The sequence below is a fragment of the Bacillus sp. NPDC077411 genome (assembly GCF_044543425.1).
GTDB classification, from domain to species: Bacteria; Bacillota; Bacilli; order Bacillales; family Bacillaceae_G; genus Bacillus_A; species Bacillus_A bruguierae.
Window position 1 is genome coordinate 155,399 of the sequence record NZ_JBITWA010000004.1, and the last position, 14,483, is coordinate 169,881.

The 14,483-nt window shown below is 38.7% G+C and carries 15 protein-coding genes; 9 read left to right on the plus strand and 6 right to left on the minus strand.

The window, feature by feature from the left end; genetic code table 11:
• Positions 1-17: 17 nt before the first annotated feature.
• From pgtP to ACIGHG_RS07965, 7 genes are all read left to right on the plus strand, one after another.
• Entirely contained in the window at positions 18-1,358 is a 1,341-nt protein-coding gene (pgtP, locus tag ACIGHG_RS07935) for an MFS transporter (RefSeq protein ID WP_396547939.1), read from the plus strand.
• Positions 1,359-1,560: 202 nt separating this feature from the next.
• Positions 1,561-1,953 (plus strand): hypothetical protein, encoded by a 393-nt coding sequence (locus tag ACIGHG_RS07940; protein ID WP_396547941.1) that lies wholly within the window; start codon positions 1,561-1,563, stop codon positions 1,951-1,953.
• 463 nt (positions 1,954-2,416) lie between these two features.
• On the plus strand, positions 2,417-3,604 hold the full coding sequence (locus ACIGHG_RS07945) for an efflux RND transporter periplasmic adaptor subunit (protein WP_396547942.1): 1,188 nt from the start codon (positions 2,417-2,419) through the stop codon (positions 3,602-3,604).
• Entirely contained in the window at positions 3,601-4,281 is a 681-nt protein-coding gene (locus ACIGHG_RS07950) for an ABC transporter ATP-binding protein (RefSeq protein ID WP_336471940.1), read from the plus strand. The genes ACIGHG_RS07945 and ACIGHG_RS07950 overlap by 4 nt, the downstream gene beginning before the upstream one ends.
• Positions 4,278-5,477, plus strand: coding sequence for an ABC transporter permease (locus ACIGHG_RS07955; protein WP_336471941.1), 1,200 nt, complete (start codon positions 4,278-4,280; stop codon positions 5,475-5,477). The genes ACIGHG_RS07950 and ACIGHG_RS07955 overlap by 4 nt, the downstream gene beginning before the upstream one ends.
• Before the next feature lie 216 nt (positions 5,478-5,693).
• Positions 5,694-6,380, plus strand: coding sequence for a YknW family membrane protein (gene yknW, locus ACIGHG_RS07960; protein ID WP_396547945.1), 687 nt, complete (start codon positions 5,694-5,696; stop codon positions 6,378-6,380).
• Between the two features lie 235 nt (positions 6,381-6,615).
• On the plus strand, positions 6,616-7,092 hold the full coding sequence (locus ACIGHG_RS07965) for a sigma-70 family RNA polymerase sigma factor (protein WP_396547947.1): 477 nt from the start codon (positions 6,616-6,618) through the stop codon (positions 7,090-7,092).
• Between the two features lie 84 nt (positions 7,093-7,176).
• Here the strand turns inward: ACIGHG_RS07965 and ACIGHG_RS07970 are convergent, their stop codons facing one another.
• Positions 7,177-7,683, minus strand: coding sequence for a competence protein ComK (locus ACIGHG_RS07970; protein WP_336471945.1), 507 nt, complete (start codon positions 7,681-7,683; stop codon positions 7,177-7,179).
• A 229-nt stretch (positions 7,684-7,912) separates the two neighbouring features.
• On the opposite strand from ACIGHG_RS07970, the gene ACIGHG_RS07975 reads away from it, so the two are divergent.
• Positions 7,913-8,302: a DUF4359 domain-containing protein gene (locus ACIGHG_RS07975; protein WP_090918074.1), complete on the plus strand. Its 390-nt coding sequence runs from the start codon at positions 7,913-7,915 to the stop codon at positions 8,300-8,302.
• Positions 8,303-8,331: 29 nt separating this feature from the next.
• On the opposite strand, the gene ACIGHG_RS07980 is transcribed toward ACIGHG_RS07975, so the two are convergent.
• Both ACIGHG_RS07980 and ACIGHG_RS07985 read right to left on the minus strand, forming a co-directional pair.
• The gene (locus ACIGHG_RS07980) at positions 8,332-8,547 is read right to left on the minus strand and encodes a DUF2922 domain-containing protein (RefSeq protein WP_336471947.1); all 216 of its coding nucleotides are present in this window, start codon (positions 8,545-8,547) and stop codon (positions 8,332-8,334) included.
• Between the two features lie 19 nt (positions 8,548-8,566).
• Positions 8,567-8,791: a DUF1659 domain-containing protein gene (locus ACIGHG_RS07985; RefSeq protein ID WP_336471948.1), complete on the minus strand. Its 225-nt coding sequence runs from the start codon at positions 8,789-8,791 to the stop codon at positions 8,567-8,569.
• A 111-nt stretch (positions 8,792-8,902) separates the two neighbouring features.
• Here ACIGHG_RS07985 and ACIGHG_RS07990 point away from each other — a divergent pair, with 111 nt between their 5' ends.
• Complete coding sequence (locus tag ACIGHG_RS07990; protein WP_336471949.1) at positions 8,903-9,388, plus strand: VanZ family protein; 486 nt, start codon at positions 8,903-8,905, stop codon at positions 9,386-9,388.
• A 74-nt stretch (positions 9,389-9,462) separates the two neighbouring features.
• On the opposite strand, the gene ACIGHG_RS07995 is transcribed toward ACIGHG_RS07990, so the two are convergent.
• The 3 genes from ACIGHG_RS07995 to ACIGHG_RS08005 form a co-directional block, all read right to left on the minus strand.
• Positions 9,463-12,219: a DEAD/DEAH box helicase gene (locus ACIGHG_RS07995; protein WP_396547949.1), complete on the minus strand. Its 2,757-nt coding sequence runs from the start codon at positions 12,217-12,219 to the stop codon at positions 9,463-9,465.
• Complete coding sequence (locus tag ACIGHG_RS08000) at positions 12,203-13,822, minus strand: SWIM zinc finger family protein (protein WP_396547951.1); 1,620 nt, start codon at positions 13,820-13,822, stop codon at positions 12,203-12,205. The genes ACIGHG_RS07995 and ACIGHG_RS08000 overlap by 17 nt, the downstream gene beginning before the upstream one ends.
• A 322-nt stretch (positions 13,823-14,144) precedes the next feature.
• On the minus strand, positions 14,145-14,459 hold the full coding sequence (locus ACIGHG_RS08005) for a DUF3910 family protein (protein WP_396547953.1): 315 nt from the start codon (positions 14,457-14,459) through the stop codon (positions 14,145-14,147).
• Between the last annotated feature and the right edge of the window lie 24 nt (positions 14,460-14,483).

Here is a 14,483-nt window from a genome sequence, read left to right on the forward strand (position 1 = left end):
AAAGGAGAAGAGATGATATGTTGAATTGGCTTAAGCCTGCACCAGCAATCGAGCGTTTGCCAGCGAATATGATTGACAAAGTATACAAACTACTACGTCTTCGTGTGTTACTGGGAATTTCGGTTGGGTATGCAGCGTATTATTTAGTTCGCAGTAACTTTACGTTATCTAGTACGTATTTAATAAAAGAATATGGTTTTACTACAACGGAATATGGTTTATTAGGTTCCGTTACGGCGATTGTGTATGGATTAAGTAAGTTCTTTATGGGAAATTTATCAGATAAAGCGTATGCGCAGCGTTTTATTGCAGTTGGTTTATTCATATCAGCAATTATAAATATTTGTTTCGGTTTTGCATCTTCATTTGGAATGATTTTAACATTATTAGTTTTCAATAATATTTTCCAAGGAATGGGAGCACCACCTTGTAGTACTGTAATGACAAAGTGGTTCTCGAAGAAAGAGCGCGGTACAAAAACAGGACTTTGGAATATTTCACATAATATTGGTGCGATGCTTGTACCACCGCTTGTTGGAATTGGTGTTGGTATTTTCGGTGAAAGTCATTGGCAAGCCGGCGTGTTTATCTTCCCGGCGATCATTGCAATGGTCATTTCAATTCTTATGTGGATAAATGCGAAGGATACACCAGAATCTGTCGGTCTTCCACCAATTGATGAATATCGTAATGATTATGAAGATCTTGAGAAAGCAGACAATGCCAACAAAATGTCACCAAAAGAAATTTTGATGAAATATGTAGTGAAAAACAAATTCATTTGGTATTTATGCATTGCGAACGCATTTGTATATTTAATTCGTTTCGGTGTTATTAACTGGGTACCAATTTATTTAACAACAGTTAAAGGATTTACAAAAACAGAGGCGCATGCAGCGTATTCCATTTTTGAATTTATGGCAATTCCAAGTTCATTAATCGTAGGTCTGTTAAGTGACAAGTTATTTAAAGGAAAACGTATGCCACTATGTGTGTTTAGTATGGTTGGTGTTGTTATCGGAACGCTAGTATACTGGCAAGCGTCGAATATACTTGTTGTAAGTGCGGCAGTTTCGATTATTGGTTGCTTAATTTACGTACCACAATTTTTAATTGGTTTAAGTGCAATGGAGTTAGTACCAAAATTCGCAGTAGGTACAACAGTTGGTATGTGCGGCTTGTTCGGTTATTTAGGAGGAAGCTTAGTTGCAAACGCAGCGATTGGTGTTATCGTTGATCGTTCTGGTTGGGACGGCTGTTTCATTCTATTATTAGCAGGCGGTATTTTATCTACTGTATTCTTATTCATCGTTCAATTTGGTCATGAGAGAAAAGAGTCTAAGAAGCAAATTGCTTAATGATTTAGGAGAGGAGAATCTATCAATGGATAGATTCTCTTTTTTAATTAAACGTTTGTTTAAAGGAAATACTACTTTTTTCGGTCATATGTAAGTCGTTTTTGTTCTGTGAAATATAGAAAAAATTACAATTCATTCACAATATCTTAACCTTTAATTGTTAAAATTAGGTAATTAACAATGTAGAAGGTGAGATGTTGATATGCAAATGTTTACTACTGAAGTGGAAAGAATTTATCGTTGTACGGCAATTGTTGTAACAGGTGAGAATATGTATGAATTTAGACTGCGCAGTACAGAAATGGGGGTTGTAGTTCACTTGTTGGATGAAGAGAAAGAAGAATGGTCACCGTTATGTATCGAAACATTTATAGATGTTTCAGGATCTGCTTTTCCTGATGAAGAATCGAAGGAACGATTTCGAGTAGAATGTAATAGTGAAACGGGTTGGATTTTACAAATGTACGGTGAGGATTTTGGAAGTGAGCATCAACGACCAATGACGCCTGGCGAATTCAAGGCGTTCGAGTTTGTGAATGAAAATATACCAGATGAGATAGTGATTGCACCGAAACAAGCGATTATGTGGCAATAAGAGAATGAAATATAAACTGAAAAAACGACATCGGTATTTTAGGCAGGCAAGAGCATCTGACCATGCGTAGAAGCGGTCAGGGCCTGTTTCTGCCACGTGCAAAGGTAAAACAGTGCAGGTCATGTTTTGCTTTGCATAGCAGCAATTTATATGTTGAAAAGTCAAAATAGATTTGTTCATATAATTAGAAAAGGGCGTAGTTTAAGGCCCTTTTTTTGTTTCGAATAACGGGGGTTCTAAAAGTGGATAAATCATTTTTCTTAATCAAACGTTTGTTTAAGAAAAATATGCATATATGCATATTAGTGAGTATTGAATTTTAAAACATGCCATTGTTTGATACAATTTATAATATATAAACTATGCAATGTAAATGCAAGAAATGTCGGATGTTTGTTGAGATATTTTGGAAAAGTTTGTATAATTTAATTATATTAACGATTTAAGTAAAAGGAGAGAGACAATGTTACCAAATACGGTTCGTACTCCGAATAAAAAGAAAAAATGGATTATCATTGGAGTTATTGCTCTTATTATTATCGTAGCTGCTGCAAATATTTTTATGATGCAGAGTAAGAAAAAAGGGAGCACAGAAGATGTGAAGTTTAGGGAAGTAACAGAACGTCAGCTCAATAATACAAAACTTGTTTCTGGTCAAGTGAAACCAGGGAATATTGAGAGTTTCTATGCGGATGCGACTAAAGGAAAAGTAAAAGATATTGCTGTAAAAGAAGGACAAGAAGTGAACAAAGGGGACAAGTTGTTCTCTTATGATAATGAAGAAATTAATTTGCAAGTGAAGCAAGCAGAAATAGAACAAAAAATGACTTCTATGCGCTATGATCAAGGGAAGAAAAAAATAGATTCATTGAAACAAGATATTAAAAAAGCGAAGGATAGCGGAGCGACGAAAGAGATGATCGATCCGTTAGAATCCCAATTAAATGAATTGGAAATGCAACAAAAAACAGCTGACCTTGAAAAAGAAAAAGTGAATCTTCATATAGAAGAATTAAAGAAAAAACAAGGTGAGCTTACGGTTTACAGTAATTTTTCCGGTGTTGTGCAAAAGTTTGATAAAGATGCTTCGCAAGGTTCTACGCCAGTAATGGGTGGACAAGGGAAAGCATTTTTACAAATCGCCTCTAAAGATCCATTCCAAATTCAAGGTACATTAACTGAACTACAAAAATCACAAATCCAAAAAGATCAAACGATTACAGTGACGGCAAAGGCAGCGCCGAAGAAGAAGTGGACTGGGAAAGTTACAGAGGTAAGTGAATATCCGACAAGTGCGGAGGCAAATATACAAGCTCCAGCAGGCGGAGAAGCAGGACAAAATATGTCTTATTATACATATAAAGCATCACTAGATTCCCAAGATGGATTATCACCAGGATATCATGTATCTATTCAAGTAAACTTAGAGAATAGGAAAATGGTTGCTGTTCCTCATAAAAGCATTGTAGAGGAAAAAGGTGAATCATTTGTGTATGTAGAGGATAAAGGAAAGCTTCGCAAGCAAATTGTGAAGAAAGGTTCAAGCGATGGAGATTGGGTTGAAGTAGCTGAAGGCGTAACAGTAGGACAAAAGGTGGTTGAAAATCCTTCCGATAAAGTGTTTGACGGAATGGAAGTGAAGAAAAAATGATTACCTTAAGCAATATTCATAAAACGTATTATCAAGGGAGTTTAGCTGTACCAATTTTACATGGTATTAGTTTAAAGATTGATAACGGTGAGTTTGTTTCGATTATGGGACCGTCTGGATCGGGGAAATCAACGCTTATGAATATTATTGGTTGTCTCGATCGGCCAACAGAAGGGGAATATATGCTGAATGATGTGAATATTTTAACGGCAGATGAGTCCAAATTGGCACTCATTCGAAATGAATACATCGGTTTTGTGTTTCAGCATTTTAATTTACTGCCTCGTCTTTCAGCGGTGGAGAATGTAGAGCTTCCGCTTGTTTACGGCGGTATAAAGAAAGCAGAGCGCCGCGAGCGGGCATTAGAGGCATTAGGGAAGGTAGGACTCGCGGATCGCGTACATCACTTGCCAAATGAATTATCAGGTGGACAAAAGCAACGCGTCGCAATTGCACGTGCGATTGCAAATAATCCAACGTTTATTATGGCTGATGAACCAACAGGTGCACTTGATACGAGGTCAGGTGAACAAGTTATGAATATTTTCACCCAGCTGAACAAAGAAGGTACAACGATTGTAATGGTTACGCATGAGGAGGAAGTAGCAGCGTATTCATCTCGCCGCATTGTGCTCAGAGATGGGAAAATTACAGAAGATAGAAGGTGTGCTGTATGAGTTTACTAGATAGTATTAAAATTGCTCTTTCTTCTATTCTAGCTCATAAGTTGCGCTCCGCACTGACAATGCTTGGGATTATTATCGGTGTTGGCTCTATTATTACTGTCGTTGCAATTGGGCAAGGCGGAGAAGCAATGCTGAAGTCCCAATTTGCAGGTATGGGTAATAATGTTATTCCAATTCAGTTTCATACGGATATCGATGATCCATTTACGCAGGGACTAGGAGAACGTCCTGCATTAACAGATGAAGATATTTTTGCACTGAAACAATTGCCAGAAATTAATCATGTTGTTACGACAAATGCGGGTATGGAACCGCTCGATATTAATGATAAAAAGGACATGACTAATATTATTGGACTTGATAGTGAATATTTTGCGGTGAATAAAATCAAATTGGTTGAAGGCCGCTCTTTAAATGAATCAGATGTTGAGCGTGGTAATAACGTTGCGATAATTAGTACGAAAGCAAAGGATACTTTTTATCCGAAAGAAAATCCTGTTGGAAAAATTATCGAGTTAAAAGGCCAGCCATTGCAAATTATCGGGGTGTATAAATCTGATAATGAATTTATGGGCATGGGGATATCGGAAATGTTAATTCCAATTTCTCTTTGGCCAACACTATATGGGAAAAGTGAAATTCAAAATATTTCGGTGCAAGTGAAGAATGTTGATCAAATGGAAGCGGCAGGGAAAAAAGCTGTTGGCGTTTTAAACGATCGGAAACCAAATGATGTTCCGGGGAAGTATGAAGTTCTCGACCTTGAGAAAATGCAAGCAAGCATTTCAAAGGTAACGAGTATTATGACGATGATTATCGGTGGTATTGCGGGTATTTCCCTTGTCGTTGGCGGCATCGGCGTTATGAATATTATGCTCGTATCTGTTACGGAACGTACGCGTGAAATTGGTGTTCGTAAAGCGCTCGGTGCAACGCGCGGGAAAATCTTGCTTCAATTCTTAATCGAGGCCGTGATGTTAACACTTCTTGGTGGCTTGATTGGAATTGGCCTTGGATACGGAGGCGCATATATCGTTTCTACCTTTGCGAAATGGCCACCGCTCGTTTCATGGGAAGTTGTGCTTGGCGGCGTCCTATTCTCGATGACGCTCGGCATTATTTTCGGACTAATTCCAGCGAACAAAGCAGCGAAATTAGATCCAATCGAAGCATTGCGCTATGAATAAAGTGAAACTTCTCTCAGTGGTGGACTTTATTCCCTGCTGAGAGAAAGCCCACCCAATCGGGCTTTTACGGGCAGTTTTCTTCCCTGCTATTATCCAGCCTTTACTGTCCACGAATAGCGGGATAACACCCAGTTCTTGTGGGTGGTGAATCCCTGTTTGAAAAAGTGGGGATTCACCACCCGTTAGAACGGGTATAAAATAAAGGAGGTTTTACATATGGAAGCGAACGTAAACACGCAGAAGGTAAGCGGAGAGAAGCCCTCATTATTTGGAATGATTACCTCACCTAGCTTGCAGTTTCAGAAAATGAGAAGTAATGCACCGGTGTGGGGCGCGTTTTTCTTAATGGTTGTATTAGGCGGTATTATGGGAGCTATTGGTACATATTTATATTCTATGGACCCTGCAATTGTCGCGAAAAATAAAGAGCTTGGCGTAGAAGTGCCTATGGCATTTACATTAGGTAGTGGGTTTGTATTTGCAGCAATTATTTTTATGTTCACATTCTTTATTAGTGCAGCTCTGTATAAAGTACTTATGATGTTTATGGGCAATGATACGTCTTATAAAAAGTTATTAGCGATTATTGTTTATTCTAGTATTATTACAGTTCTTGGTGGCATTATTAATATGGTATTAGCATGGATTTTTGGCGGAAATGGTCAAGAAATGTATACAGGATTAGGAATGCTATTTGCTTCTACTGGCGGTGTTGTACATGGCATTGCAAAGGCATTTGAAGTTTTTGCGATTTGGGGATTATTTGTAACGGGATTAGGGCTGCACATTACAGCAGGGTTAAGCAAGAAACAAGCAACAATTCTTGTTGTAGTTTTCTTTATCATATCATTGGCATTTGGCGCAATTGGTGGCTTTCTTGGTGGCTTAGTCCCAAAAATGTAATATAAGATCATGTTTATCAAAACGGCTCATGTAGAGCCGTTTTTTTATGGTGCTGAAGGTAAATTTACTATGGAATTTCACATAAGACTAGCAGAATTTTAAATACTGCATAGGTAAATTTGGAATTCTGTTAGTCTGTCATGAAATGCAGTGCAGTGAAGGGGATATCATTTTCTTATAAGGTAAAGATACCGCGGAATAACAAAGAGGTATACCTTTTAGAAGTGGGTCAAATGTGAAGCCAGTTACCTTTACGGAAACCGTAGCGCTGTATGAGAAGATGATTAAAAATCAAATAAAGAAACTGTGTATTTACCGAGATTATGAAGAGTATTATCAATGCGGGCTCATTGCACTTTGGCGGGCGTATGATAAATATGATGAGAAGAAGGGGAGTTTTCCGGCATATGCGCTTGTGACGGTGCGCGGTTATTTGTTAGCACAGTTAAAGAAGGAGCGTCGTTTTCAAGACCGTGAGACTTGTACGGAGCAGTATATTTTAGAAAGTATAAGTGGTGAAGAGAAGCGGACGGAGGTGTTTGAGTATATGAGTATGCTAGAGGAGAATGAGCGGTTTGTCTTATTTGAGCATTTCTACGGCGGAAAGAAAATGCACGAGATTGCAGATGAGTTAGGTATGACCTATCATCAAGCACGCTGGATATATAGACAAGAACTGAAAAAAATACGGGCGCATGCAGTGGAGAAATGATAGAAAAAAGAGGCGATATCGTATGATGCTGCCTCCCTTTTCTATATGTATGCAGAGTTTATTTTGCTTTAACAGAAAGTAACATTAAAGAGGAGGAAAAAAACGTTCTGCTGGCAGGAGTTTCATTTTATCTAGAAGATTGAGTTTTGCTAAAATATGACCAGCTTTTATCCACTGCTTCTCCATTTGATTGGGACTAATAGGGAAAATTTGATTTTTACCGTTACGAAAGTGTATGTTTGTGTGGCGTGAATCATGACGTTCAAGTCTCTCTATGTGAGCATAAAATATCCAGGAGCATGGCCAAGATGAAGGTGACTTTGTAGGAATGGCGCAAATGTAGTGTTGGTGGTCAATAGGGATTGGGATGTTTTGTTTAAAGTGGCAACATTCTTGAATGGCTAATCGTTTTCCTTCATAAGTAGAGTAGTTTCGCATAATGCAACTTTCACGAATGAGTTGTAACGGTGTTTTCACTGAAAAGATGATTCTTTGCGTTTCCAAAATTTTTGTTTGATAAACAGGATGAGCGTACGCCTCAAGTGCCATCGTTTGCGCTGAAATTTCATACCAATCAACTAAGTAAGTCAATGAAAAAGCCTCCTTGTATTGTAATAGATTACATTTTCTATTATAAAAATAAAACATAAAAATAACTTAAAGAATTTGTAAATTAATGTTAAAAAATGTATTTATTTACTGTTTCTTCCCGATATTTGTGGGAGGGATACCCGGCTAGAAATTTGTAACTATTTAGGTTGTCTAATTTGCAATGCGATTCCATATATATGAAAATGGAAAGGATAGGCGGTGAGGAAATATGAAATGGAAATATGTGCTTCTCGCTTTGGTTCTCGTGTTTTTCGTATATTTAGCAAATAGTAACCCGAGTAAAGGAGAATATACAGACTGGGCAGCAAAGCAATTTATGACGCGGAATGATATTCATAAGAAGTTGACGGAAGTTGAGCAAGAAGATAAAGAAGGGCTTCTTGGTGAGTTAGCTACAATTGGAAAGAAATTAGCGAAGAACTATGTAGAGCCGCAAGTTGGTTTATTAATTGATCACTATACGGAGCGCAATGACTATATTTTCTTCTCGACATATACAACAGAGTTTAAGATAGGGAAAGAAAATTATAAATATGTTTCAGTTGGTATTTCACATATCTTTATACCAGTTGAAATGCCAAAAAAGAAAGAGGAGTAGCCCATCGGTTACTCTTCTTTCTTTTTTGCTTATATGTTAATTTTTACTTCAGAAACGCTCTTCTGGATAATGCGTGCGCCTTTTTTGCGAGCATGCTGCCCAAGTGTTAGAAAAATACCAGTCGATATAATTGTGTCCATGACGCTAGTTACTGTTTGTTCGTTTACAGGTGTAACAGGATTTTCGATTGAGAAAGTTGTTGTTTTACCATCGTCTTTTAAGAAAACGAGTTCGAGTACTTCCATTTGTTATCCCCTCCTTTTGTTATAGGTTAGATACGTCAGTTGTGCTGACAAGCTGAACTGCGTCAAGCTTGTGCTGTTGTAGTGAAGCAATTGCAGCTGCAACTTCGTGTACTTTGCTTAAGTCTGCATCTGGTTTAACATTTTTAAATTGTTTGTTTTTCATGATAGCTTTTCCATTTTTGTCTGAACCACCGTTTAGGACAAGGCGTAAGCTCATATCGGATACAGTTGTTTGAATCGCCATGTTTTTCACCCCCTTTTCGTCATATATATAGGTGATAAGGTCACATTTTTGGCGTGAATTTTTTTCTTTTTTTTGATACGCTTAAAGGAAATAAAGTAAGGAGCTTTAAACATGAATCGTAAGTGGTTATTTTGGATTCCCGTTTTAGTATGGATGGGAGTCATTTTTTATTCATCATCTCAGCCATATCAAGAGCAAGATATGCGTCCAGATATTATGAAATATGTGAATGCGGAGTTTGTGAAAGAGCATTTTTCATGGGTATCCATTGATTACGGTGGGGGGACTCCTATTAGCATTGTGAACAAAGGGGTCGATGGTTTTATCGAATTTTTTATTCGTAAAGGTGCTCATTTTACTGTGTTCGGTATTCTTGGTGCACTGTCATATTTCGCGTTATTGCGGTGCGGGTTTAAGCGAAAGCAAGTTTTTTGGTTGTCGCTACTTCTCGTTGCTATGTATGCGAGTATGGATGAGATTCATCAATCCTTCACAGGTGACCGTACACCGATGTGGCAAGATTCTGTATTAGATACGTGCGGTGGCATCACAGGTATCTTAATAAGTCGTTTTGTTTGGAAAAGAAAAAGGAGCTGAAAAATAGCTCCTTTTTTATATATCGGCGTTTCGACACAATATAAAGACCCTCAGGCAACGTGCGACGCGACTACTTATACTCCTAATAGTTCTTTCAGCTCGTTTGTTGATAGTTCTGTAATCCAGTTTTCACTTGTAATAATCGCATTATTGAGCGATTGTTTTCGCTCGAGCATTTCATCAATTTTTTCCTCAAGTGTTCCTGTTGTAATGAGTTTATGCACATGGACAAAGCGCTTTTGACCGATGCGATAAGCGCGGTCTGTCGCTTGGTTTTCAACGGCAGGATTCCACCAGCGGTCGTAATGAATAACATGGTTGGCTGCGGTTAAGTTAAGTCCTGTTCCGCCCGCTTTTAAAGAGAGCAGAAAAATGCCGTGCTGTCCATTTTGAAACTGTTCAATCATTTTATCGCGTTCTTTTTTCGGTACACTTCCATTTAAGAAGATGACGCGCTCTCCGAAATGTTCTTCTAGCAATGTTTGCAGCATATTTCCCATTCGAATATACTGCGTGAAAATGAGGCAGCTTTCATGCTGATCACGTATGTTTTCAACGAGTTCTAATAATGTTTCTATTTTCATGGAACGCTTAATTAAGTTTGCGGGTAGCTCTTCTTTTAAATAGAGAGCAGGATGGTTACAAATTTGTTTTAGTTTATTTAACATGAGCAAAATAAAGCCGCGGCGCTCAATACCTGTTAATCCTTCTACATTCTTTAACGTATCTTGAACGAGTTGTTCATAGAGTGATGCTTGTTCTGCCGTTAACGCGCAGTATGCTTTTTGCTCTTGTTTATCTGGTAAGTTCAAGGCAACTGACTTATCTTGTTTCGTGCGGCGCAGTAAGAACGGTGCGATTAAGCGCTGCACTTGCTGAATCTTTGTTTCATCGCGATCTTTTTCAATTGGTGTCACAAAGCGGCGCTGGAACTGCAGTAAACTGCCAAGATAGCCGTGATTCAGAAAATCAAAGATAGACCATAATTCTGATAAACGGTTTTCCATCGGTGTTCCTGTTAAAGTGATTTTATGATTTGCTTGTAATTTTCGAACAGCACGCGATTGTTTTGTGTGCGGATTCTTTATATTTTGCGCTTCGTCGAGAATAATCGCATCCCAGCACTGTAAGCTGAGCTCTTCTTCATCAAGCTGCGTGAGTGCATAGGATGTCAGAATTACATCAGCGTCTTGCACGAAATTGGACAAATCTTCTCCCTTTGTTCGGTTGCCGCCGTAATGGAGTTTCACTCGTAAGCTCGGTGCAAAGCGCTCGAACTCTTTTTGCCAGTTACCGAGAACAGATGTAGGCGCCACAATAAGTGCTGGGCCTGTTTTTAGGTTGTGTTCTTTTATATATAGTAAGTAAGTAATGGTTTGGATACTTTTCCCAAGTCCCATATCGTCTGCTAGTAACGCACCGAATCCTAGCTCTCGTAAATAGAGAAGCCACTCGACTCCTTGTTGTTGGTATGGTCTTAATGTTGCTTGTAAGGAAGTTGGCACTTTTATAGATGGGATCTCTCCAATGTGCAGCAATCTTTCAAACAGCTTGTCATAATAATCATCGAGTTCGATTTCCATATCTGCAAATGGATTTTCTTCTTCGACTACTTCTGTTTCTGCACCTCGAAGTAATCGCTGCTGTACGACATCTTTCATTTCAAGTCCGTATTTGTCTGCTTTCTTCATCAGCTTTTTCACTTCTTCGATAAATGCAGGGTCAAGTCTCATCCATTGTCCGTTTATATGAATAAGACGTCTGTTTTGTTCAATGAGCGCGAGAAATTCGGCCTCTGATAAATCGATGCCGTTTGTAGAAATACGCCAGTCAAAATCTACGAGCGTATTCATTCCAAAGAATGCCTGTCCTGCTTTTGCATTATGTTTCACTTGGACGCGCAATTTTGGTTTATTTGCCTTCAAGCTTTGCCACCATGATGGCAGTAAAATATCAACACCAGCTGCTAGCAATTCATTGCTGGCTTCTGTTAAAAAGCGCCATGCTTCCGTTTCGTATAATTCACCTCGAAATATACCATCTTCCATTAACCAAGGTACGAGTTTGCCGAAACCTTCTTGCGTTTCAGTAATACGGGCTTCGTGGTTCAACCATCTTTTTGGCAGAGACCTGTCCTCTGTATATACGTATATTCGATGAGTGCCGCGCTTTGGTGTTAATATTGTTTCGAGCTGCCACGTTTCAAAATCATTCTCCGGTTCTTGGAGGCGGAGTCCAACTGTAAATGGTAGGTCATCTTCGAGATAGCCAATTTTACGCAGCCAATCGTTTTCATGAATGGCTGTTTCGAGCTGTCTTTTCGTAAAGTCATAATGCTCATATAAGCGTTTTGCACTCTCCCATGCCTTTTCAGAACGAGTATGATGGCGAAGTGTTTCATTAATTGCCTCTGAAAACAGTGTTTGCATCGTTTCATCTATTACTTCTTCATGAGCAATTTTCCAGGAGGGATATTGATGCCATTGTTTTATATCTGGAAGGAAGTCTCCGGTTGTATAAGCCTCCCACATTTTTTCTGCCAATGGCGCGAGTTCACTAATAGCTGCACTTGTTTGTAATTTTGTAAATGAATTTACTGGTTTTTTTGCAATATATTCAAATGCTTGAGTAGCGTTTAAAATGATACCGCTCCGCTGTTCATACGTTCCTTCTTGCAGAAGTGTCCCATAGAAAGAAGAGGAGTGCCATGTGAACGCATGTTGTTTCCAATTGATTAGAGGCAAACTGTTCCCTGTTTCATCTTCTGCCCAAAGAAACCAGTTTTGTTTCATTCGTTCAAGCCGAATGGTAATGTCAATTTGTGTTGTCATGGATCAACTTTCCTTTCCGCAGTTCTTCTTGTAATGCTCGTAGTCGTGAATGAGAGGTAGCAATGCTCATAATGAAGGACTCCCATTCGTCTATCCGTTTGAGCTTTTTGTAAAGTGTTCTTAGTTTTTTTAAGTAGCGAACAGCTCTGCGGTAAGATTTGCGATTCTTTTCCTCAATAGCTTGCATAGCAGCATAATGATAGAGCGGAAGAGCAGCTTCCGGTGCTTCTTTTTCAACTTCTTTTAACGGTTCTTTTAACAATTCAATGGCTTCAAATCCATACAGTAAATGAAGCTCTGTCCATGTGTGATATTGCTTTTTGGCGAGTACATATTGTTCATAGCTGGTAAAGCTATATGGTAATAATTCTTGAAGAATCATTTCATAGCCAGCTTGTTCGTTCGTATGCGTTGCATATGTTTCATACATTATCATAAATAAGCGGACAACATCTTTTACAAAGTATGAGTCGTGCTCGGTCGTTATCGTTTCTTTTACTCGCTTGTAAGTGAAGGACAGCCACCCTTTTGCCCGCTCCCACTGCATGGAACTTAATAAATCTTCAAGCCAATCAAAGTAAAGGCCAACAACTTGGGGTGGCTGTGCTCTTAGTACATTCATTGCTTCTTTATCTTTTCGCTGTAGAAAGAGAAGATGAGCAGATGCAAGTGCTTTTGATAAGGGATGCATTTTTGTTTCAATCCGCTGCTGTTCTTCCTCTATCCAAGCTGGTTCTACGAAAAGCTCTCCCCATAGATGGCGATAAATAAAAAATCGCTCCTGTGTATAAGAAGGGGCAGAGAAGAAGATTGTATGTAGCATTTCAGCAATGTTCTGCAGAAATGGCTGTAGTACATCTTGAAATGGTTCAGCTTTCAAATCTTGTACAATGTTTTCTATTTTATTAACAAAGAGCTGTACGATATTGATTGGCTGATGATAAGAATAGAGCTCATCTGCTTCAAAGGTTTGAATCTCCTCAAGCAGTTTTTGAAAAGAAAAGAGTGCTGCACTTAGTTTAAATAATTCATGAACTGTAACAATGCGCGGTGCTTTTCGTTCAATTTTCATATAGAACTCTGTGAAAATATTCATCAGAAAATACATTTGTTTGTATGAAAGACGTGCGTGTTCTTTAGCAAATGCATCGTACTCAGATGCAAAGTACGGAAGCCAGCTTTCATAATCTGTATCGTTAAAATCGGTCATTTGCAGCATTTGCCGTGCTGTGCGAATGGGCGGGAGCACCGGCCTCGTTTTCTTTTTAAATAAAGTTAGAATGTCTCCTACTTGTCCAAAACTTGAGGCTGCATATAGTAATACGGCGAGCATATGCTCACATTGTGTTGGTGAAAAGCAATCACAGTAACTTTCGGACACGTTTCGAATTGGAATATTTACACTATAAATATCCCCGTCATGTTCGACTGTCCCTGACAATGTATATCCATCGAAATCAACGTTATACACAAGGCCACTACGGTAAAGCTGAAGTGCATTTGATACTTGTTCTTTGTCAGTTGCTTGCTGTGGATCGAGTCCTTTTAAAAACTCATTGGCAATTTCCATAATTTCATCTTTCGTAATTGAATGTTGCAGCATAATGTTCCTCCGCGCAAAAGATTTCCTTCTTTTCTATTATAAAGTGAAACTTCCCTCAGTGGGGGTTTTGTTCTCTCCCACTGAGGGTTAGTTGAACCAATCGGGCTTTTAGGGGCAGTTATTCCCCGCCTATCTTCTTTGTCTTTCCCTGAATCTTGAGGTGGGGATTACTGCCCGTTAATGCGGGATAAAGTGAAACTTCCCTCAGTGGGGGAGTAGTTGAATTAACCAAGCTCTTATGGGCAGTTATCTCCTGATTTTCCCTTTTTCATTCCCTTAACATCTAATTGGACAGAGAAGTAATGTAAAAAGACTATCTCTTTCATGAAGAGGTAGTCTTTTGGTGTAATATGCTTTGCACATAAGAATCTTGCAAAATCATTTCGATTAAAGGAATCGTTTTATTTTTGAAGTAATGGCCAGTGTCGATTGGAAATGGCTTTTGGCTGCCAGGCTTGATGCCATATTGTATGATTTTGTATTCTACGTCCTCGCCGTGCTGTAAAATGATGAGTCTATACCGATTATCGTCATGTTCTAATGAAAAATCAATTGCAGTCGCATCGTATGTAACGGCATCTTTATATACATACGGAGCTGGTGTACCAATCCAGTCGACGTTTGCGTTTATATCCATATGAATGCCTCCTTTCTTCTATTA

Coding starts and splice junctions, on each gene's coding strand:
- pgtP (WP_396547939.1), top strand. CDS start 18: ATGTTGAATTGGCTTAAGCCTGCACCAGCAATCGAGCGTTTGCCAGCG.
- ACIGHG_RS07940 (WP_396547941.1), top strand. CDS start 1,561: ATGCAAATGTTTACTACTGAAGTGGAAAGAATTTATCGTTGTACGGCA.
- ACIGHG_RS07945 (WP_396547942.1), top strand. CDS start 2,417: ATGTTACCAAATACGGTTCGTACTCCGAATAAAAAGAAAAAATGGATT.
- ACIGHG_RS07950 (WP_336471940.1), top strand. CDS start 3,601: ATGATTACCTTAAGCAATATTCATAAAACGTATTATCAAGGGAGTTTA.
- ACIGHG_RS07955 (WP_336471941.1), top strand. CDS start 4,278: ATGAGTTTACTAGATAGTATTAAAATTGCTCTTTCTTCTATTCTAGCT.
- yknW (WP_396547945.1), top strand. CDS start 5,694: ATGGAAGCGAACGTAAACACGCAGAAGGTAAGCGGAGAGAAGCCCTCA.
- ACIGHG_RS07975 (WP_090918074.1), top strand. CDS start 7,913: ATGAAATGGAAATATGTGCTTCTCGCTTTGGTTCTCGTGTTTTTCGTA.
- ACIGHG_RS07980 (WP_336471947.1), bottom strand. CDS start 8,547: ATGGAAGTACTCGAACTCGTTTTCTTAAAAGACGATGGTAAAACAACA.
- ACIGHG_RS07985 (WP_336471948.1), bottom strand. CDS start 8,791: ATGGCGATTCAAACAACTGTATCCGATATGAGCTTACGCCTTGTCCTA.
- ACIGHG_RS07990 (WP_336471949.1), top strand. CDS start 8,903: ATGAATCGTAAGTGGTTATTTTGGATTCCCGTTTTAGTATGGATGGGA.
- ACIGHG_RS07995 (WP_396547949.1), bottom strand. CDS start 12,219: ATGACAACACAAATTGACATTACCATTCGGCTTGAACGAATGAAACAA.
- ACIGHG_RS08000 (WP_396547951.1), bottom strand. CDS start 13,822: ATGCTGCAACATTCAATTACGAAAGATGAAATTATGGAAATTGCCAAT.
- ACIGHG_RS08005 (WP_396547953.1), bottom strand. CDS start 14,459: ATGGATATAAACGCAAACGTCGACTGGATTGGTACACCAGCTCCGTAT.